This window comes from Coleofasciculus sp. C1-SOL-03, assembly GCF_040220555.1.
In the GTDB taxonomy this organism is placed as follows: domain Bacteria; phylum Cyanobacteriota; class Cyanobacteriia; order Cyanobacteriales; family Coleofasciculaceae; genus Coleofasciculus.
Genome location: NZ_JAVJUO010000183.1, coordinates 1 through 19602, shown reverse-complemented (window position 1 = coordinate 19602; position 19602 = coordinate 1). Strand labels below are relative to the sequence as shown.

At 47.4% G+C, this 19602-nt stretch carries 17 protein-coding genes, 1 tRNA gene and 1 pseudogene; 10 read left to right on the top strand and 9 right to left on the bottom strand.

Going from position 1 to position 19602, the window contains the following annotated elements; all coding sequences use genetic code 11:
* Positions 1 to 352 precede the first annotated feature (352 nt).
* The 4 genes and pseudogenes from RIE73_RS28500 (at position 353) to RIE73_RS28485 (ending at position 4856) form a co-directional block, all read left to right on the top strand.
* On the top strand, positions 353 to 919 hold the full coding sequence (locus RIE73_RS28500; RefSeq protein WP_446404375.1) for a thermonuclease family protein: 567 nt from the start codon (positions 353 to 355) through the stop codon (positions 917 to 919).
* An 886-nt stretch (positions 920 to 1805) separates the two neighbouring features.
* Positions 1806 to 2321, top strand: a pseudogene (locus tag RIE73_RS28495) (filamentous hemagglutinin N-terminal domain-containing protein); the annotation flags it as partial.
* Between the two features lie 266 nt (positions 2322 to 2587).
* Complete coding sequence (locus RIE73_RS28490) at positions 2588 to 3277, top strand: hypothetical protein (RefSeq protein WP_446404374.1); 690 nt, start codon at positions 2588 to 2590, stop codon at positions 3275 to 3277.
* 25 nt (positions 3278 to 3302) lie between these two features.
* Positions 3303 to 4856 (top strand): CHAT domain-containing protein, encoded by a 1554-nt coding sequence (locus RIE73_RS28485; protein ID WP_446404373.1) that lies wholly within the window; start codon positions 3303 to 3305, stop codon positions 4854 to 4856.
* A gap of 314 nt (positions 4857 to 5170) precedes the next feature.
* Here the strand turns inward: RIE73_RS28485 and RIE73_RS28480 are convergent, their stop codons facing one another.
* From RIE73_RS28480 to psbZ, 5 genes are all read right to left on the bottom strand, one after another.
* Positions 5171 to 6433 (bottom strand): glutamate-5-semialdehyde dehydrogenase, encoded by a 1263-nt coding sequence (locus RIE73_RS28480; protein WP_446404377.1) that lies wholly within the window; start codon positions 6431 to 6433, stop codon positions 5171 to 5173.
* A gap of 9 nt (positions 6434 to 6442) precedes the next feature.
* Positions 6443 to 6853: a hypothetical protein gene (locus RIE73_RS28475; RefSeq protein ID WP_446378089.1), complete on the bottom strand. Its 411-nt coding sequence runs from the start codon at positions 6851 to 6853 to the stop codon at positions 6443 to 6445.
* A 263-nt stretch (positions 6854 to 7116) separates the two neighbouring features.
* Positions 7117 to 7188, bottom strand: a tRNA-Gly gene (locus tag RIE73_RS28470).
* A gap of 121 nt (positions 7189 to 7309) precedes the next feature.
* The gene (ribH, locus tag RIE73_RS28465) at positions 7310 to 7915 is read right to left on the bottom strand and encodes a 6,7-dimethyl-8-ribityllumazine synthase (RefSeq protein WP_446404372.1); all 606 of its coding nucleotides are present in this window, start codon (positions 7913 to 7915) and stop codon (positions 7310 to 7312) included.
* Between the two features lie 86 nt (positions 7916 to 8001).
* Positions 8002 to 8193 (bottom strand): photosystem II reaction center protein PsbZ, encoded by a 192-nt coding sequence (gene psbZ / locus RIE73_RS28460; RefSeq protein WP_446378093.1) that lies wholly within the window; start codon positions 8191 to 8193, stop codon positions 8002 to 8004.
* A 236-nt stretch (positions 8194 to 8429) separates the two neighbouring features.
* Between psbZ and RIE73_RS28455 the strand changes: the two genes are divergently transcribed.
* From RIE73_RS28455 to RIE73_RS28445, 3 genes are all read left to right on the top strand, one after another.
* On the top strand, positions 8430 to 11303 hold the full coding sequence (locus RIE73_RS28455) for a CBS domain-containing protein (protein WP_446404371.1): 2874 nt from the start codon (positions 8430 to 8432) through the stop codon (positions 11301 to 11303).
* Between the two features lie 256 nt (positions 11304 to 11559).
* Complete coding sequence (locus RIE73_RS28450; RefSeq protein ID WP_446404370.1) at positions 11560 to 12747, top strand: serine/threonine protein kinase; 1188 nt, start codon at positions 11560 to 11562, stop codon at positions 12745 to 12747.
* Between the two features lie 40 nt (positions 12748 to 12787).
* Entirely contained in the window at positions 12788 to 13117 is a 330-nt protein-coding gene (locus RIE73_RS28445; RefSeq protein WP_446404369.1) for a DUF6825 family protein, read from the top strand.
* 78 nt (positions 13118 to 13195) lie between these two features.
* On the opposite strand, the gene RIE73_RS28440 is transcribed toward RIE73_RS28445, so the two are convergent.
* Complete coding sequence (locus RIE73_RS28440; RefSeq protein ID WP_446404368.1) at positions 13196 to 13360, bottom strand: hypothetical protein; 165 nt, start codon at positions 13358 to 13360, stop codon at positions 13196 to 13198.
* Positions 13361 to 13496: 136 nt separating this feature from the next.
* On the opposite strand from RIE73_RS28440, the gene RIE73_RS28435 reads away from it, so the two are divergent.
* Both RIE73_RS28435 and RIE73_RS28430 read left to right on the top strand, forming a co-directional pair.
* Positions 13497 to 15200, top strand: a complete 1704-nt coding sequence (locus tag RIE73_RS28435; RefSeq protein ID WP_446404376.1) for an ABC1 kinase family protein — start codon at positions 13497 to 13499, stop codon at positions 15198 to 15200.
* 34 nt (positions 15201 to 15234) lie between these two features.
* Positions 15235 to 15963 (top strand): Stp1/IreP family PP2C-type Ser/Thr phosphatase, encoded by a 729-nt coding sequence (locus tag RIE73_RS28430; RefSeq protein ID WP_446404367.1) that lies wholly within the window; start codon positions 15235 to 15237, stop codon positions 15961 to 15963.
* A gap of 10 nt (positions 15964 to 15973) precedes the next feature.
* On the opposite strand, the gene RIE73_RS28425 is transcribed toward RIE73_RS28430, so the two are convergent.
* On the bottom strand, positions 15974 to 16369 hold the full coding sequence (locus tag RIE73_RS28425; protein WP_446404366.1) for a DUF1816 domain-containing protein: 396 nt from the start codon (positions 16367 to 16369) through the stop codon (positions 15974 to 15976).
* Between the two features lie 180 nt (positions 16370 to 16549).
* Here RIE73_RS28425 and RIE73_RS28420 point away from each other — a divergent pair, with 180 nt between their 5' ends.
* Complete coding sequence (locus tag RIE73_RS28420; protein WP_446404365.1) at positions 16550 to 16711, top strand: hypothetical protein; 162 nt, start codon at positions 16550 to 16552, stop codon at positions 16709 to 16711.
* A 61-nt stretch (positions 16712 to 16772) separates the two neighbouring features.
* On the opposite strand, the gene RIE73_RS28415 is transcribed toward RIE73_RS28420, so the two are convergent.
* Together RIE73_RS28415 and RIE73_RS28410 are read right to left on the bottom strand one after the other, a co-directional pair.
* A complete protein-coding gene (locus tag RIE73_RS28415; protein WP_446404364.1) occupies positions 16773 to 17357 on the bottom strand; it encodes an endonuclease dU in 585 nt (194 codons plus the stop codon).
* Positions 17358 to 17501: 144 nt separating this feature from the next.
* Entirely contained in the window at positions 17502 to 19139 is a 1638-nt protein-coding gene (locus RIE73_RS28410) for a protein kinase domain-containing protein (RefSeq protein WP_446404363.1), read from the bottom strand.
* Positions 19140 to 19602 lie beyond the last annotated feature (463 nt).

Here is a 19602-nt window from a genome sequence, read left to right as displayed (position 1 = left end):
ACAAGACAAGGAGGACAAGGAAGGAAAGAAGACAAGGGGGGAAAACCGTACAGAATTCGGTTCGGTCAAACTCACTTCTAAAAGCCGAAACGCCCTATTTTTCGTTCTCACTCTTCCTTGTCTACTGGTCTACCTGTCTTCCTTGTCTTGCCTAGACCCCCATCTTAAAAAACCTACCCTTGTGAGCCGGATAGATCCCCCTTCCGTCCCCCTTTTGAGATCCCCCTCCCGTCCCCCTTCAAAAGGGGGAAGCCAGCGGATGCTTCGCTTTTGTTCCATGGGGGAGACCAAAGGAGGCTTCGCGTTTGTTTCTCCTGGGGGCTGGGGGGGATCAAAACGCCACACAGCTAACGTGAACAGCAATACAGCTTATCCCAACCGCCTTATCGCCCTCCTGATTAGCTTTGGTTTTCTCCTTTTACTGGGAGGATGCCAATCTAAAAAAGTTCCTCCTAGTATCCCTGTACAAGTCCAACAAGTCGTCAGTGGACAAACCATCGAAGTATTAGATACCACCCAACAACCCGCCTTAATCGTCCGGGTGCGGTTAATTGGCATAGAAGCACCCGACTTGAGACAACAGCCTTGGGGAACCGCCGCTAAAACTCGGATTGAACAACTTATCGGTGAAACGAGGGGTCAACAACTGGTACTCCAATCAGTTTTCTTAGAACCTGATGTCCAAACTAAAGACAGTTTTGGTCGCTGGTTAGCCTACGTTTGGCATGATGGAGTCATGATCAATGAACAACTGATCAAAGAAGGATATGTTTTAGCGACACCGCGATCGCCTAATAATAAATATAATGAACGCCTAATCCGCGCTCAAGAATACGCCCGAATTATGGGATATGGAATTTGGAACCCAGAACAACCCCTCCGTTTAACCCCGGCAGAATTTCGGCGACGCAATCCTTAAGATAAGGCAGACAGCCAGTTTGTAGTAAGCACTTTAGTGCTTAAACGCATAGACGGAGAGGGCTAAAGCAGAAAGCCAGTTTGTAGTAAGCACTTTAGTGCTTAAACGCATAGCTGGAGTTGGCTCAGGTTCTCTCACGACAAAACAAATCTGATAGATGTTGCCGTGAAATTGGGCGCACGTCGATCATTGGTGTCAACTTAGAGCGAAAAGCAGGGAGAACGGGGAGTGTAGGGGCGGGTTTTACCGATAACATTTTGCACCTAACTGATAACTTGAATAAACCCGCCCTTCTCCCATAGCCGGGGATGTAGGGGCAGGTTGTACAGATAACTTATGGCAAAAACTTTGTCGGGGCGGGTTTAGTTATATCTGGGTGCAACCAAAAAGATAGTAGTCAAACCCGCCCCTACATTAAACCCACCCTTCTCCAGTAGCTAAAAATTAGAATGGGTAAGGGTTATGGCTTAAGTTGACACGGGCGCACGTCGGTGCGCCCCTACGATTCTAATCCATTAATAATGTGTGCCACTCCACTAGCCATTGTCTGCTTATTATAAAAATCGGACTGACGCCAAGCCTCTATTCGTAGGGTGTGTTAGCGTAGCGTAACGCACCTTTGCCCCCATCAGTGGTGTAGCTGCGTAAGTCCTGAAAAATAATATTTGATGGTCATGATTTGATTTTTTAACAGTTCGCCATGAACGTTTTACCTACTCGGTGCAACCCGATAAGAGTTGGATTTTTTTATCATAATTGATTCATCCTGCTAGTCGAATAGCACAATGAATCAAAACTAAATATTGTTTACTTTTATTAAAAGAAAACCCCAAAACACTCAGGATCAGCGAAACTATCAAGCATACGATTACAGGGTGTTGAACCAATGAAATCAGCTCGGTTGTGCTGGCGTTGCTTATCCGTCTTGCTGTCTCTGTGCCAAGGTATACTTTTGGGCATCGCTTCACTGGTGGTTGATTCTCCAGTCTTGGCGCAATCGATAACTCCAGCAGCCGATGGTACAGGGACAATTGTCACACCGGATGGGAACCGCATCGACATTTCCGGTGGTAGTCTGTCTGCTGATGGCAAAAATCTATTCCACAGTTTCCAGCAGTTTGGCTTAAATCCCAGCGAAGTCGCCAACTTTTTAGCTAATCCAGATTTAAATAATATCCTCAGTCGCGTCACAGGTGGTGACGCTTCTGTGATTAACGGGTTAATTCAGGTAACAGGCGGCAGTCCAAACCTATATTTAATGAATCCGGCTGGGATTATTTTGGGTCCCAATGCCCAACTAAACGTCCCCAGTGACTTTTTCGCCACCACCGCCACAGCCATTGGTTTTGGCGATGATAACTGGTTTAATGCCATGGGCGGGAGGGAACAATTAGCGTTAATAACCCGATAAATGGCACAGGCAATGCCTCGATTACTTTCACAGGATCAACAACACTAAACGCTGGGATAAATACAGAAAATCAGAACATCACAATTAATGGTCAGACGAGGGTTGGTGGCGATGTCACCCTTAACACAGGAGATGGTGGCGGTGATATCAGCTTCAATGGCACAGTTGAAAATAAAGAAAACACAACCAACAATCTGACAGTAAGTAGTGGTACAGGTAATATCATATTTACTCAGTCAGTCGGTCAAGCCAATCGTTTGGGAACTCTTGAAATCAATAGCGATGGCACGACACAATTGCATAGCAACGTCGCTACTCACAGCAACCAAACCTACAACTCGGCTGTCACGTTGATGAACGACGTAACTATCGATAGCCACCTGGGTAACGGTTCGATTACCTTTGATGGTACGGTCAACAGCGAAAATAATGATAGTCATAACCTGACCATCAATAGTGGTGTAGAAAATATCACTTTCAACAATCAAATTGGTAACAACCAACCTTTAGGAATTCTTCAAGCTAACAGCACAGGAACTACCCGCTTCAACTCTACGGTGGAAGCGTTTAACCTTACCACTAACCCTGGAGGAACTACATCGCTTAACAGTAATGTGACTACCGCAGGTGATCAAAACTATGGTGATGCTGTAGTCCTTGAAAGTGATACTATCCTCAACGCCAATGAATTTACCTTCAGCGCTGGTTTAGACGCAGGCGGTCACTCATTAACGCTGAAAGCCACAGAAATTGATACTATTAACTCCCTCACAAACGGCAATCTCCTTACCTTACAACCCGCCACATCTAACCAAGCTATCGCGATTGGCGCAACCAATAACAGCACCGCCGCTTTAGACTTGACAACCAGTGAATTAAATGCATTCCAATCCAACTTTAATACCCTAACCATCGGACAAGGAAACACAAACCCTGTCACCTGGTGATATTACCCTCCTTCCCACACAATCCTTGCTGTTTACTCAGATAGACGGTGACATCGAAATTATTAGTGTTGATGCACCGACAATTCCCGAAGAAGAACCTGTGGATGAGTCTCAAATCAATCCAGTTGATGTCATCCAACCCACTGAGGATAGCGAACTTCTAGAAGAAGATAATAATCAATTACTCGAAGACGAAGACACCAGCGAATCCTCCGAGTCAGCATCTGTCCCCACCACCACCAACACCACCTCAACCCCAGCCGCCGAAACGGAAGTGGCTCAACAAGAAGGCAACTTCACCAATGCGTATGAAAGCCATCTCGGAGTTAGAAATACCCGCACCGTTACACCTCAAGAAACCAAAGCACAGCTTAATCAAATTGAACAAATTACTGGCATCAAACCCGCCTTAATTTACGCCTTCTTTAAACCCCAAAACCCCACTCCCGACAAACCTAATCCCAAAGACAAAAACGAAATCCTCTGGCAATTTAACGCTTCCACCCCTCAACACCAACAACTTTCAACGAACCCCAATCCCCAACCCACTGACCAACTCGAACTCGTCCTAGTTACCGCCTCTGGAGATGTAATTCGCCGTCCGGTTCCTGGCGCAACACGAGAAAAAGTTCTGCAACAAGTGCAACAATTACGTCGCGCTGTCACCGATGTTCGCATTCCTCGCCCCTATAAACCGTCTGCACAACAACTTTATGACTGGTTAATTTCCCCCATCGAAGAGGAATTACAAGCCCAAGAAATTAACAATCTTAGCTTCGTTATGGATAGGGGCTTGCGTTCCCTCCCCATCGCCACACTTTATGATGGCAACCAATTTATTATTGAGAACTACAGCGTCGGGTTAATGCCCAGTTTTAGCCTCACCGATACCCGGTATGTGGATATCCGAAATGCTAATATCTTAGCCATGGGTGCTTCTCAATTTAAGGAACAAGACCCCTTACCTGCTGTTCCTCAAGAATTATCCCTAATTACCAATCAGTTGTGGTCAGGGGAATCCTTTCTTAACCAAAACTTTACCCTAGATAATCTCAAAGAAGCCCGCGCTAGTCAACCCTTTGGTATTCTCCATCTCGCCACCCATGGAGAATTTAAATCAGGCAAACCGAGTAACTCCTATATTCAGTTTTGGAATACCCGATTAACCCTCGACAAATTGCGAGAGTTACAATTAGATAATCCCCCAGTTGAACTGATGGTACTAAGTGCCTGTCGTTCCGCCTTAGGGGATGAACAAGCGGAGTTAGGCTTTACCGGATTAGCTGTACAAGCGGGAGTGAAATCAGCGTTGGGTAGCCTCTGGTATGTGAGTGATACTGGGACATTAGGACTAATGACCACCTTTTATCAACAGTTAAAACAAGCCCCGATTAAAGCTGAAGCCTTGCGACAAGCACAATTAGCAATGATGCGGGGGGAAGTAGAATTAGACGGCGATGAATTAGTCACACCATCGGCTAGAATTTCTTTACCTGAGGAATTACTGAACCAGGGAAATATTAATCTGACTCATCCCTATTATTGGAGTGCATTTACTTTAGTCGGAAATCCATGGTAGTTATAGCACTACGCAGACACGTTAGGACATCAGGACACATCATTTATGTATGTAGAGACGTTGCATGGAACGTCTCTATGGTGCCGTAAGTCCTAACCTGCCTTGGTAAGGCTATAATTTGTAAACAAGCCTCAAACCCTTACAAAGGACGTAGTAGACTGACACAGCTAAAATTGTGGGATAGATTTGGCGGTGAAATCGGGCGCACGCCATGCGCCCCTACAATTCTAATCTACCAATTAAGGTGTACCATGCCAGTAGCTTGCTTCTAGCGAAGGGAGTATGACAAATGACCAATGACATAAGACAAATAACTAAAACTGCCCATTCCCCTGAACCACCTGTTTCAGTGTGGTTAACGTCTCCAACGTAATCATCCCGCGCCGATACCCTTTCTGATTGGACATCCCCAAAAACACCGAGTCCCCACGTTCAGGATTGCGGGAAAATCTCGGTGAGGAATTGAGATAAATCGAAGCACTATCAACTTTGAGGGAAAATTGGCGACTTTCCAGATAAGATTCAGTTACTACACAGTCAGCGTGGCGGCTACTATATTGATTAATCCACGCGATCGCGTCTTCGGTGTTATCGACTAATTTGAAGGCGACGACTTTATCTAAATAGGGTTGACTCCATTCTGATTCAGACGCTAGAGTCAACTGATCGGGAAACTTTGCCACCAACTCGGCATCGGCTTTGAGTTTGAAGCCCTTGTCACTTAAACTCTTACAGAGATTCATTAATGAGGATGGTTTTTGATTGCGATGGATCAAGACTTTTTCGATCGCATTCACTGGATCAGGGATACTGGCGTGGCTGTCTAAAATAATCGATCGCACTCCATCCCAAGTCCCTGAAGCCGACCAATAGAGATAGCAGTTCCCCATCGCTGATCTTAAAACGGGGACTGTGGCTTGTTGCAAGACTTGCTGGACTAACGTTGGACGCCCATAAGGAATCACTAAGTTTAAATAGTCATCCCGTGTAACTAAATCGCGAATTGAAGCCCCCTGTTCGGAAGGGAACAATTCCAAACAGCCGGAGGGTAAACCCACATCATCTAGGGCAGTCTGTAACGCTTCGGCAATGACTTGATTGGATTGACTGGCTTCGCTACTTCCTTTGAGGATCAGACTATTCCCCGTTTTAACACAAAAGCCCGCCGCGATCGCCCCTAACTCAGGAAACGCCTCATAAATTAAGGCAATCACGCCCAAGGGCATCATTTGGCAATAGGTTTGAGAATGATCCAATTGATACGATGCATTCATCACCCGACGAATCGGATCAGATAATTCCCCAATCCGCTGCAAAATCCCAATCGCAATCTGAAGGCGTTCTGGCGTCAGCTTCAACCAATCTAATACCAACTCAGGAACTGCCATTTCTCGACTAGCTTCCAAGTCCATGGTATTGGCATCCAAGATATCATCAAACGCATTTTGCAGGGCTTTTACCATCGCTTGAACGCCACGCGATCGATCAACGCCTTTCGTCGTTGCCAACGCTACAGATGCCTGGTAAGCCCGAATCATTACACGGTTGGGCTTAGGTGTAGGATCAGAGGCTTCCATATCCATCATTTACGAACGCCGATAAGCTAACCAAACCATTAGCGCTGGCAACACGGCTAAAATCACTGCCAGTAATGCCCAGAGAATGATCGAAGGACCGGTTGGAGATTGCAGGGCTAGGGGTAACCAGACAATCAGCAAAACCAGCACGATTAAGAGGGCTACAGGTAAGTAGCTTTCCCCAAGATTCCCCTGGGTACTCACCCAGCGATGACCTGTCCAACGCCACGTTTTTTTGTAGGGATAAGTTGTCGATAATTGCTCGATTATAAGCCCATTTTCTTCAAGAACGAAAATCTGCTGACAGCGATTACAGCCAAAAGCTTCCGTCAGGGTAATCGGCACTAAACATCCCCGCCGCCGACACGGGCAGGGATACTCCTTACTTAAATCTATCTTTTGAGCTTTCTGAGGTGGCACAAGCGCTATTCAAAACCAAGATTACGTTGATGATTGAGTGTTCCTGATTACACAATAAAGAGGCATAGTGAATTACTATAGCTTAAACCTATCCCCACAAATTCCCAACAGAAATTTCCTTGGAGACGCCCATGCTCTCATCTTAGCGCTTTCCTTTCCCTTCACCAATTTTTGACTGGGCATCGGCAATTTGCAGGCAGACAATTTACGGGCAACACGCTATATGCAATAAGCGAAGCTTCTATAGCCTCTCCTTTTAGTTAAGCGGGTAACGCGATTCGAACGCGCGACATTCACCTTGGCAAGGTGACGCTCTACCACTGAGCTATACCCGCATTTATTTGGCTTTTTACAGTCTCTCAGAATAATCCAGGTTTGTCAAGTTATTTGTTAGTTGGCATTGCTTTCCCTGCTCCCAGACCTGTCATGGCATGTTTCCCGATCTTAGTAAGTGGCTCATGAATTCCCCGACTCATTGTATTCAGAAGCTGACTCTGAAGGAAGAGACCGCCCTGATGAAACAGGTAAGGACTGAGGAGTTCCTGCCGGATCATAAGCATTATTATAAGCGGCTGAGCCATTTTGCCCCTTGAACTGCTGCATTAAACTCGCCATTTCTAAGGCACTCATGGCATATTCCCAACCCTTATTACTCTTGATTCCTGCCCGTTCTAAGGCTTGCTGCATCGTATCAGCCGTTAGAATCCCAAATACAACAGGGATTCCAGTTTGAAAGCTAGCGGCGGCAATGCCCTTAGAGACTTCAGCCGCCACATAATCAAAGTGGGGGGTTTGACCCCGAATGACAGCGCCCAAGCAAATTACTACATCATAGCGATGGCTAAGGGCGGCTTGACGAGCCATGAGCGGGACTTCAAAACTACCTGGCACCCAAATATAATCAACTTGGGAGCCATGAGGATTCGGATCGACACCGTGGCGTTTCAGGCAATCTTGACACCCGGCTAATAGCTTCTCTGTCACGAGATCATTAAATCGACCGATGATAATTGCCAAGCGCAGGGAGCTGGCTGATGTGAAATTTCCCTCAAAAACTGCCATGGCTATCTTTGCCCTCTTGCGTCATGAGCATCTGTCTGTTGGTGGAGAAGCCCCGTCTGAATTTAATCATTCAGGCGGGGAGAAAGTCAGGCTACCACAAAATAGTTCAAGACGCCAACCACAATGACCAAAGCCAGCCAAAGCCCTGAACCTATCCAAATCAAATTTTTTGATTGCTCCCAGTTTTGGGGGGTAGCATAGGCGACGGGAACGCCCACCACCATGACGAATGACAAAATGACCAAAGCTGCCAGTGATATTTGAAATAAGATAGACATTTCCTGTTGTGCCTTTCAAGACGTTAAATCCTTCTGATTGTAAGCTACCAAAAATTGACCCACTTTTTTGAAAAAACTGAAAATCAGCAACAAGGCAGATGAGGGAGAGGGGGAAGATGGGGGAGATGAGGGAGATGGGGGAGATGAGGGAGATGGGGGAGATGTGAGTTAACTCAAAACTCTACCTTACCCTGTTCCTTGTTGCCTAACCAATGACAAATGACGAATGACAAACCATGGACTTAATCTTGTGTCACACGATTAGCGACTTTGATGCCCTAGGAGCAGCCGTCGGGCTGACACGCCTGAAAACAGGAGCGAAACTTGTCCTAACCGGGGGCGCTCACCCGGCGGTTCGGGATTTTTTGGCACTGCATCGGGATGAGTATGCTTTGATTGAACGACGTTCGGTTAAAGTAGAGCAAATTCACTCCCTCGTGGTGGTGGATACCCAAAAGCGCGATCGCTTGGGGAAAGCGGCTCAATGGTTCGACTTGCCTCATCTTAGTGCCATTGAACTTTACGATCATCACGGCAACACTCACAGTGATATTCCTGCCACATTCCGACAGGTTGAACCCGTCGGTGCCACCACAACGCTCATCGTTGAGCAATTACAACAAACTTCAATCCAATTAACCACCGCTGAAGCCACAGTGATGGCACTCGGTATCCATGTCGATACAGGTTCCTTAACCTTTGACCAAACCACCCCACGGGATGCTATGGCTCTGGCGTGGTTAATGACACAAGGGGCAAATATCCGCCAAATTGCCGACTATGTTGATCCAGGACTTTCGCCGCAGTTGCAACAACTGCTGACCACCGCCCTAGACCAGTTACAATCTGAAAATCATCAAGGTAATACCTTGTCCTGGGTGTTCCTGAAAACCCCAGACTATGTACCGGGACTATCGAGTTTAGCCTCACGATTAGTGGATTTGACTGAAAGTGACGCCCTATTGCTGGCGGCGGAGTATGGGGGAGATGAGGGAGATGGGGGAGATGAGGGAGATGAGGGAGATGAGGGAAATGAGGGAGATAGGGGAGTGGGGAGTCATTCTGAATCCAACAATCAACAATCAACAATCAACAATCAACAATCAAAATCATCCCGTCTGACGATCATCGGGCGATCGCGGATTCCTGGCACGAATTTAAATGCGCTCTTACAACCCCTAGGTGGAGGGGGGCATTCTCAAGCCGCCGCCGTCACCCTACGCCATGAAAATCCGCCAGAGGTTTTGCCCCAACTCGTTGATCAATTTAAAGCACAAATTCCTCAACCCCTCAGCGCCCTGGAGTTAATGTCCTCCCCAGTGCGAACGATTCGCCCCGATACCACTGTGGGAGAAGCACAGCGAATTTTGTTACGTTACGGACATTCTGGACTATCTGTGGTTGATGAAAATGACCAGTTAATTGGAATTATTTCACGGCGAGATATTGATTTAGCGCTGCATCACGGTTTAGGTCATGCCCCAGTTAAAGGGTATATGACCCGAAACCTAAAAACCATTACCCCCCAAACCTCACTGCCCGAAATTGAGTCGCTGATGGTGACTTACGATATTGGACGCTTACCCGTGTTAGCGGATGGGCAGTTAGTCGGAATTGTCACTCGTACCGATGTCCTGCGACAATTGCGCCAAGATCAAGAGCGCTGGGGAGAGACTTGCCCCATCCAGATGACCTATCCCTCATCCCGCCTGTTAAATATGCGAGAACGCCTTGCTCCTGCCCTGTGGCAATTGCTCACCCAAGCCGCCCAGGAAGCCCAGGAACGGGGTTGGCATCTCTATTTAGTGGGGGGAGCCGTTCGTGACGTATTGCTGGCGGATGAGAGCCAACCACTACTCCTAGAAGATGTAGATTTGGTGGTTGATGGCTTTCATCGGGCGGCTGATGTGGGTGCAGGTGTAACCTTGGCGAAAGCTTTGCGCGAACGGTATCCCAATGCTCGCTTAGAGGTTCATGGGGCGTTTCAAACGGCAGCATTGTTGTGGCATAATGACCCGGTGCTGGATTCCCTGTGGATTGATATTGCCACGGCTCGGACTGAGTTTTATCCCTATCCGGCGGCGAATCCAGAAGTGGAAGCCAGTTCAATTCGCCAGGATCTTTATCGGCGAGACTTTACGATTAATGCCATGGCAGCCCGACTGACGGGGAGGCGGGGTGAAGCGTTGCCCCTACTGGATTTTTTTGGCGGGATGTTGGATTTGCGATCGCGTCAAATTCGCGTCTTGCACGCCAATAGTTTTATCGAAGATCCGACTCGCATTTATCGAGCGGTGCGATTTGCTGTGCGTTTGGGCTTTGAACTGGAATCGCAAACTCAAGACTATATTCAGTATGCGCTAGAGAGTGGCGTTTATGAGCGATCGCTGGGGGCAAATACGCGAGCGCCTGCCCTAGAAACCCGCTTGAAAGCGGAATTAAAGTACATCCTAGAAGCCCCTTATTGGCAACGGGCATTCCAACTCATTGGCTCACTTGGAGCATTACGCTGTCTTCATCCCAGCTTAAAACTTGACCCCTCATTATGGTGGCGGGTTCGTCTGATTGACCGTTGGTTACGACGGTTTGATCCCGATCAAACCTTAAAACATTGGCAGATGCGGCTTGAGGTGTTAATTGCTCATTTAGAGCCTCAAGAACGCGGCAAGGTGGCAGAAAATTTACAATTGCCGATTGATAGTATTGAGCGACTGCAGCATTTAGGACAAGCCCAAACTGAGGTGGTAGAGTCTCTACCTCACTGTCAGCGTCCCAGTGAAGTGGTTTGGCTGTTACGTCAGTATAAATTACCCACATTAGTTTTGATTGCCGTACACAGTTCTAGAGCAATTCGGCGCAAGCTGTGGCACTATTTCACCAACTTGGCAACTGTGCAAGCGCCGCTGAATGGGAATGATCTCAAACGTTTGGGTTATAAGCCAGGACCTCACTATAAAGAAATGCTGGATGCTTTGTTAGCCGCCACCTTGGATGGCGTAATTCAGGATGAGGCAGATGCCAAAGCATTTCTAGAGCAGCATTATCCTCTAGTACAAGAAGGCAGAAGTCCGAAGGCTCCAGGGCAGAAGGCTATAAGGAACATAAGGTAGCTGCTTTTAAGGAGTTTGTTAACGGGTTAGTATTTGAAGCCGCGATGCACTAGGGGCTGCTGAATAAGTTTTGGAATGAGGGAACAGGGAACAGGGAACAGAATTTCCTAGCCCTTGAAAACCTGCTGCAAACTCCTTTTTGTCATAGCGACTGGACGTTCTGCTGCGCTGCATTCAACCCGCCCTGAGTTGGCACAATTTGGATATACTCCATCTAGGCTGTAGCATTATTTGTGCTTGTGGGGAGTGAATTTTTATGAACTTGAAGGCAGAACGGAGCTTAAACCAAGGGAAATACGTTCTCAGTACCCAACTGGGTGCGGGTGTGTTCAGTTTTACCTACAAAGCAACCGATACTGAGTCAGGTCAATCGGTTGTGATTAAAACCATAGGGGAAGCGCTGCGCCAGCATCCCAATGTTAATCAATTCAAGCAACAATTTTTAGACATCGCCAAACGCTTGAATTACTGCCAACATCCTCATCTGGTACGTGTCCTCGACTATTTTGAGGAAACGGGATATCCCTACCTGGTGATGGACTATATCCCCGGACAGACATTGGCAGAGGTTCTGCAGGCGGGTTCCTTGTCAGAGGCGGAGGCGATTAACTACATCCGTCAAATCAGCGATGCGGTCAAGGTGCTACACCAAGTCGAGTTACTCCACCGAGATATCCAACCCAAAAACATAATTCGGCGTCAGGATAGCGATCGCGTGGTGTTATGTGAGGTGGGGATGCTCTATGAGTTTACTCCAGGCATCCGACAGACTTACGCCAGTCTCCTCTCTGCTGGCTATGCTCCTCCAGAGGATAACGCTGGGGCAAACACAGCCACGCGGCAAACGGATATCTATGCTTTAACCGCGACATTGTACTGTTTACTTACAGGATATCCCCCCTTACCCGCACCTGTACGACAGGCGTTGTCAGTTAGGGGAAAGGATTGCCTATTTTCCTCACCCTCTCAGCCAGCGCCGTCTCAATTGAGTCCTTCGATTAAACCAGCACTACAGTACGGTCTAGAACTCATCCCTAAAAACCGTCCCCAAACCATAGACACTTGGTTAAAGCAGCTTCCCCTTCAGGAGTCTGTTACTCTCCTTGAACCGATAACCACTCAGCCAGTGGAAAACCAGCCAAAGTCAAAAGAGCCTAGCGTTGGGTCAAAGACGCGCCATGGCACGTCTCTACATTCACCCCTCAAAACGGCTAAAACCAACGCCTCAATACCCTTACAAGCGTTGTTCATGACCGGAGCGATCGCGGCGTCAGCAGGTATTGGATTTGGCTGTGCTGTACGACTCAACCAACTCGACGAACCCGGATCAACGATTTTGCATACTCAACAAACCTTTCCTCCCCGTAGGGATTGGCCCGTTTCCGAATCTCAACAATTTGTCAGGGAACAGCGAACCGGGAACCGGGAACAGAGAATGTTTTGAAGGGTTATAATTTGTTACGAATACCCAAACCATCTTCCCCATGAGCAATCCAGTCATTCATGCCTTTTTTGTCGGACGATCGCTAGCTCACACTCTGGGCGATCGCGTAGAAGACACCTTAACGAATGCTCTGAGCGAACTTGGCAAATTTGATGCTGAACAGCGAGAGCATTTGCAACAGTTTACTGAGCAAGTCATGGAAAGGGCGCAACAGGACATGGAAATCGCCATGGGCGATCGCTCGTCTAGTGCTACTGTATCGACTGGCTCTCAATCCGTTGATCTACAAGCCACGATTGATGAGTTGCGAGCTGAAATTGCTCGCTTGCGGACTGAACTACAGCTTTATCGCAATCAATCAGTGACCTGAATTGAGTGATACTGGAGGTGTTTCCAGGTTGAGGACGCCAATTGACCACCCAAAAATGGGATCAGGCTCCTCGTCCTTCTAGTGCAAGAAGGCAGAAATAACTGAACAGCTAACATCTTCCCCAGCTCCCTCTGCTCCCTCTGCTCCCCCTGCTTCATCGTATCTACGAAGCTGCTCAAGTAGTTTCGCCACGCCGCACGAGGAGTTCCCTGTTGCCTTCAGCCGTCGCTCCACAGCTCCCATCAGCTAGCTTAGGATATTCTTAACTTTCAAAGATTTTGAATTTTTATTAAGATTAAGAGGAGACCATCATTTAGGAATCTAGGTGTCTGCTGTTTCTGATAACTATGTCAACCTCAAGCAATATAAGGAACGCCAGGTGTCTAGCCAACGTTCCCTAAGAGGGATCAACCAAGACAAGGCATATCGCTGGAATCGGGAAAACTATTCCCGACATCGGCGCTTTGTCGATATTTGGACATTCGTGTTAACCCTCCTCTTCCAGTTGTGGCTCAACGGCAAACCTTGGAGCTATCCAGGGGGCATAACCGAGGCAAAACAGGCGGTTCGTCGTACAAAACAGGCAATCTGGATTCGAGATACGTTTTTAGAGTTAGGTCCAACCTTCATCAAGGTGGGACAGCTATTCTCAACCCGGTCTGACTTATTCCCCAGTGAATATGTCGAGGAACTGTCTAAACTACAGGATCGAGTTCCAGCTTTTAACTATGATCAAGTTGAGGCAATTGTCAAGCAAGATTTAGGCAAATCGGTTAGCGAACTCTTTGGCAATTTTGATCCAATTCCTCTAGCAGCAGCCAGTTTAGGACAAGTCCACAAAGCTCAACTCCAGAGTGGAGAAGAGGTTGTGGTCAAGGTACAACGACCAGGCTTGCGGAAACTGTTTACGATAGACCTACAAATTCTCAAAGGGATTGCCCGTTACTTCCAAAATCACCCCGACTGGGGTCGAGGTCGAGACTGGATGGGCATTTATGAAGAATGCTGTCGTATTCTCTGGGAAGAGATTGATTATCTCAATGAAGGGCGCAATGCCGATACCTTCCGCCGTAATTTCCGCCGCTACGACTGGGTGAAAGTTCCGCGTGTCTATTGGCGGTATACCTCCAATCGAGTCTTAACCCTAGAGTATGCTCCAGGAATTAAGATTAGTCACTACGAGGCATTAGAAGCCGCTGGATTAGATCGAAAGCTTCTGGCTCAACTAGGGGCAAGAGCATACCTACAGCAGTTGCTCAATGACGGTTTCTTTCATGCCGATCCCCATCCCGGCAATATTGCAGTCAGCCCGGAAGGATCATTGATCTTCTATGATTTCGGCATGATGGGGCGGATTAAGGCAAATGTCCGGGAAGAGTTGATGCAGACGCTCTTTGGCGTAGCCCAAAAAGATGCCAGTCGAGTCGTCGAGTCTCTGGTTGCATTAGGTGCCCTGTCTCCCGTTGATGATATGGGTCCAGTGCGGCGTTCGATCCAGTATATGCTGGATCACTTTATGGATAAGCCCTTTGAAGAACAGTCAGTCAGTGAAATTAGCGACGATTTATATGAAATCGCTTATGGTCAACCCTTTCGCTTTCCGGCAACCTTCACCTTTGTGATGCGAGCCTTCTCCACCTTGGAAGGGGTAGGCAAGGGCTTAGACCCAGAATTTAACTTTATGGAAGTGGCAAAACCTTTTGCTATGCAGATCATGACTAACGGTAATCGCCCGGAAGGGAATACATTCTTCAATGAACTGGGACGCCAAGCGGCTCAAGTGAGTAGTACGGCATTGGGGTTACCTCGACGGATTGAGGATACGATTGAAAAATTAGAACGCGGAGATATCCGGCTGCGGGTTCGTTCGATTGAATCGGATCGGATCTTGCGGCGCATGAGTAGCATTCAGATAGGAACAAACTATGCCTTACTACTCAGTGCATTCACATTGTCAGCTACGATCTTATTTGTGAATGGTCAAGTCGGGCTGGCTTTGGTCGTGGCGTTAATTGCTGCTGCGATCGCTTTTGCCCTAATTCGTTTACTCCGAAGGCTCGACCGATTCGATCGCATGTTATAACTCCCATAAGGTTATTGACGCCAGCACAAACTTTATGAAATGTCGCTTTACGGGTCTCACTGACCCGGGCTTAATTCGTACCGTAAACCAGGACTATTACTACATCGATCCGCAGGGACGCTTTTTCATTGTCGCCGATGGCATGGGCGGTCATGCTGGGGGACAGGAAGCCAGCCAACTGGCTACAGAGGTCATTCAAGCTCGTTTAGAGCGGCAATGGCTAGAGTCAGTCCCTTCGGAAACGTTACTGGAACAAGCCCTCTACGATGCTAATCAGGCAATCTTAGAGGATCAAAAAAATCATCCCGAACGGGCAGACATGGGCACGACGGCTGTCGTGGTCATCTTCCGTAAAGGTCAGCCTTGGCTGGCTCATGTGGGTGATTCTCGCCTTTATCGATGGCGACAATTAAAACTCGAACAAATGACGGATGACCATACCTGGGTAGCACGCGCCATGAAAGCTGGGGATCTGACTCCAGAACAGGCGCGAACGCATCCCTGGCGTCATGTGTTGTCCCAATGTCTAGGTCGCAAGGACTTACAGTCCGTTGATGTCGAGTCCATGGAGATTCAGTCAGGAGATTTCCTGCTCCTTTGTACCGACGGACTGACTGAGGAACTCTCGGATACGGCGATCGCGTCCCATCTCCAGTCCGATGTAGATGACGAAGAAATAACGGCTAACCTAATTGCCGCCGCCAAAGAAAAAGGCGGACGGGACAATATCACCGTGATTCTCGTCAAAATTGATGCGATCTGAGCCAAAGAGCTTAAAAAATAGTTAAATTGTCGGGCTTGCACCATTTAACTGTCACGGCGATCCCTTGAGCGCCCTCTTGTTCTAGATCCTCAATGTAACCTGCTTTATAAGACAAGGCTTCTTCTGGACTATCGAATGGTCCAAAGTAGTAAGTGACCGCAGGTTCAGCAGTGACAATTTCTATCCACCAAGCGAAGGAACTCTCTTGCTCTGTGTCAGGAGTTAGGCTTCGTATGCTGACAATCTTGCCCCCTAATTGGGAAATTCGCCGCATCGTTTGGTTCATGCGGCTGTACGGAACTCTGATCAAGACAGAACTACTCCGACGAATGGGGTAGTTGAGGGTGTCGGTAGCTGCACTCTGCCGCAAACCAACGACTTCATAAATAAAATAACGATTATCCACCAAGATACTACCTGTTAAGCCAGCAACACTTAAGATGAGCAGTCCTAACTCCCCACCCTAATCAGACGATAGTCAGGGGATATCAGAGACAGGGGGGAAGGTTGTCATGGGAGCAATTGTGAACATCGCCCCATTGAACCTATAACCACCATCAGTATTAGTTATCAGATCCCCAGAGGATTGTCACTATTTTTTTCTAGAGAAGGGGTGTGGTATGGGGATGAGGGAGATGGGGAAGCTGGGGAAGCTGGGGAAGCTGGGGAAGCTGGGGAAGCTGGGGGAGATGGGGAAGACAAAGGCATCATTGTAGAGACTAAAATGCAACGTCTGGAACATAAATGATGTGTCCTAACAGCTATGGCGGTTGCTATAACTTTTATTGTGTCCATCTACTTAGTAAATCCTAAGCTGAACTGCTGCTTTCTCCTTTAACCACAGCCGCACCAATTAAATGAGCTAAACGCAACGCTTCAGGAACTTTGCCACAATCCGTTACTCGATCTAGAACCGATGCGATCACCTGGGGATTCGCGCCACAAACCTGAAAAAAGAAAGGGGGATAAGCATGAATGGTTCCAGCGCGTTGGAGAAGGTGGAGACGCCGTTCAGGTTGAGGTAAACGATGAATCGCCTGTTCAACCGCCTCCAAATTCGGCATACGCCGCATCAGAGACACACAGGGAAGACTCAGGCGATCGCCAAGCTGGGGTAAGTCTACGAGATTAAAGCCACCAAAACCAATACCATCCAGCAGTAAAACGTGGAGTTGGGGTAAAAATTTCCGCCCAACTAATAGCTGAACAATCCTATCCGTCGCATCCCAGCCATCTCGTTCCACCTCTCCCCAAACCATCCCCTCAAAGCGTGTTCCTGCACAAACCACTCCCGCAATGGACACTTTGGCGCTTGCATGACGGGAAAAGGGTGCGTCGTCAAAGCCAATGACGCGAATGACGCGATTCAGGCGCACAAGATCATCAAGTTCCATTGAGTTCCATGAAGCCAACCAATACCAATGTTACGGTACTGATATTAACTTAATCACATAAACGTAGCTTGCTTCTTTTCGGGAAACGAGTATGACAAAGGACAAATGACGAATGACAAATGACAAAGGGCAAAGGGCAAATGACTATGACCAAAGACCCCGCTTGCCATTCGGCATAATTGTTGCCCAATTGGTTTTAGCTAACCCTAACTGTTCCTCCGTAATTTTAGCATTGGTAAGATTCGCGCCACAGAGATTCGCTCCCTTAAGATTGGCATGATTCAGATAGGCAAAACTTAAATCTGCCCCGCGTAAATCTGCCCCCTCTAAATCCGAATTACTCAAATAAGCCCGTCCTAAATTGGCATCTCGCAAATTCGCTCGTGTTAAGCTGGCTTGACCAAAATCAGCACTGGATAAATCAGCGCCTTGTAAGTTAATTCGAGTCAACTTTGACTGATAAAAAATTCCGCCTGATAAATCCGATTTTTGTAAATCTAATCCACTTAAATCATGAGAGCCAAAATCTCTCCGACCTTTCATATATGCCGTTAACACACCATTGGCATCAAGCTTTTTGGGTCTACTAGCAAAACTTTGACTGGGCGGTATATTCCCCATATTAATTGACGTCACTGACCCCGATAGAAATTTACTGCGGGGATTACCATTACCCGTGGTGTGGGGAGAACCCGGACGGCTACGGTCTCGTCGTTCACGACGTCGGCGAATTGCCGCCGCTAACTTCTGGGTCGCCGATGAAGGCGATGAAGGAGAACTGGGCGAGTCTTCCTCTTGAACTTCAGTGGAATTGCCATTTGTACTTGTATTCGATAGCCCAGAGGTCGGCATTACCATGCTTTGAACCAAACTATCCAAATAAGGTTCTAAGTCTAACGCTCTAAGAATTTCTTCTGCCGTTTGATAGCGATGACGAACAGAAGCCTCCAACATTTTTTTCAACACATTCGCAAAATGATCGCTGACTTGCACAGATTTACGCCAGACCATTTCACCAGTTGAGGGATTATAATCTAAATCCTTTGGCGATTTTCCGGTGAGTAAATACACACAAGTGACACCGAGAGCATAAATGTCACTGGCATAAACAGGTCGCAAAGCCATTTGTTCCGGCGGCGCAAAACCAGGAGTGCCAATCGCGAAATTTGTCAAGGCGGTTTGTTCTGATGTATTGGCAACAGCAGCTTGGTTGACTTCATCTTTAACCGCGCCAAAGTCAATCAAGACCAGTTTTCGATCTTGGTCTCGTCGAATTAAATTAGCCGGTTTGATATCCCGGTGGATCACCTCTTGGCTATGGATATATTTAATCAGGGGAAGAACTTCACTCAGAAATTGCTTGACCCCGGCTTCTGAGAGTGGACCACATTGTTTAATCTCTTGCTGTAACGTAAGTCCACTAATATACTCCTGTACCAAATAAAACTGCTGATTGGCTTGAAAAAAATCCAACAGTCGGGGAACTTGAGGATGATTGCCAATCTTGCCGAGGGTTCTGGCTTCTCGCTCAAATAGCTTTTGAGCCATTTCCAGAACCTGGGAGGTGGTTGTTGCGGGACGAAGTTGTTTAATGACACAACTAGGATTACCAGGAAGAGACTCATCTCTGGCTAAAAACGTAGCGCCAAATCCGCCTTGACCTAGGGTTTTTAGCACACGATAGCGATTTCGCAACATAATAGGATGACCACACGTCTGACAGTTAGTGACGTGCAACGGATTTTTGGGCTGAGGACAGTCAGAATTTAGGCAGTAGCTCATTCAGCATCACCAATAGGGCGTTTGTCCGGGCTAGGACGAAAGCTTTCTCAATTGTGATCGAAGCACCCGGCTTATCTATTAGGATCTATATAGTTGACTTTAGTGGGAAACGCACCGCCGAATGCACCCTCGCTTTGGTAAGCCTTAGCAAGCAATCTTGTCTACCTACAGGATATCTTAATTTTCCCGACTATTTAGGCACAGATGCCCGACTAACGCATTGATCTGAGTCTTTTTTTGATAAAGTCTTGATAAAGATTCTCCTTTGTTTGTGAAGAATCGGTAAAGTTGGGGAGTTGGGGGAGTTGGGGGAGTTGGGGGAGCCTTACAGGTGTAGGTTTTTTATTTTATGGTTGGGACAAGACAAGGAGGACAAGGATGGAAAGAAGACAAGGGGGAAAAACCGTACAAAATTAGGTTCGGTCAAGCTAACTTCTAAAAGCCGAAACGCCCTATTTTTCGT

What these genes read in the sequence shown, in the direction of transcription:
- RIE73_RS28480 (WP_446404377.1), bottom strand. Translation starts at nt 6,433, where the DNA reads ATGGAAGCCTCTGATCCTACACCTAAGCCCAACCGTGTAATGATTCGG.
- ribH (WP_446404372.1), bottom strand. Translation starts at nt 7,915, where the DNA reads ATGGCAGTTTTTGAGGGAAATTTCACATCAGCCAGCTCCCTGCGCTTG.
- psbZ (WP_446378093.1), bottom strand. Translation starts at nt 8,193, where the DNA reads ATGTCTATCTTATTTCAAATATCACTGGCAGCTTTGGTCATTTTGTCA.
- RIE73_RS28455 (WP_446404371.1), top strand. Translation starts at nt 8,430, where the DNA reads ATGGACTTAATCTTGTGTCACACGATTAGCGACTTTGATGCCCTAGGA.
- RIE73_RS28450 (WP_446404370.1), top strand. Translation starts at nt 11,560, where the DNA reads ATGAACTTGAAGGCAGAACGGAGCTTAAACCAAGGGAAATACGTTCTC.
- RIE73_RS28445 (WP_446404369.1), top strand. Translation starts at nt 12,788, where the DNA reads ATGAGCAATCCAGTCATTCATGCCTTTTTTGTCGGACGATCGCTAGCT.
- RIE73_RS28440 (WP_446404368.1), bottom strand. Translation starts at nt 13,360, where the DNA reads ATGGGAGCTGTGGAGCGACGGCTGAAGGCAACAGGGAACTCCTCGTGC.
- RIE73_RS28430 (WP_446404367.1), top strand. Translation starts at nt 15,235, where the DNA reads ATGAAATGTCGCTTTACGGGTCTCACTGACCCGGGCTTAATTCGTACC.
- RIE73_RS28415 (WP_446404364.1), bottom strand. Translation starts at nt 17,357, where the DNA reads ATGGAACTTGATGATCTTGTGCGCCTGAATCGCGTCATTCGCGTCATT.
- RIE73_RS28410 (WP_446404363.1), bottom strand. Translation starts at nt 19,139, where the DNA reads ATGAGCTACTGCCTAAATTCTGACTGTCCTCAGCCCAAAAATCCGTTG.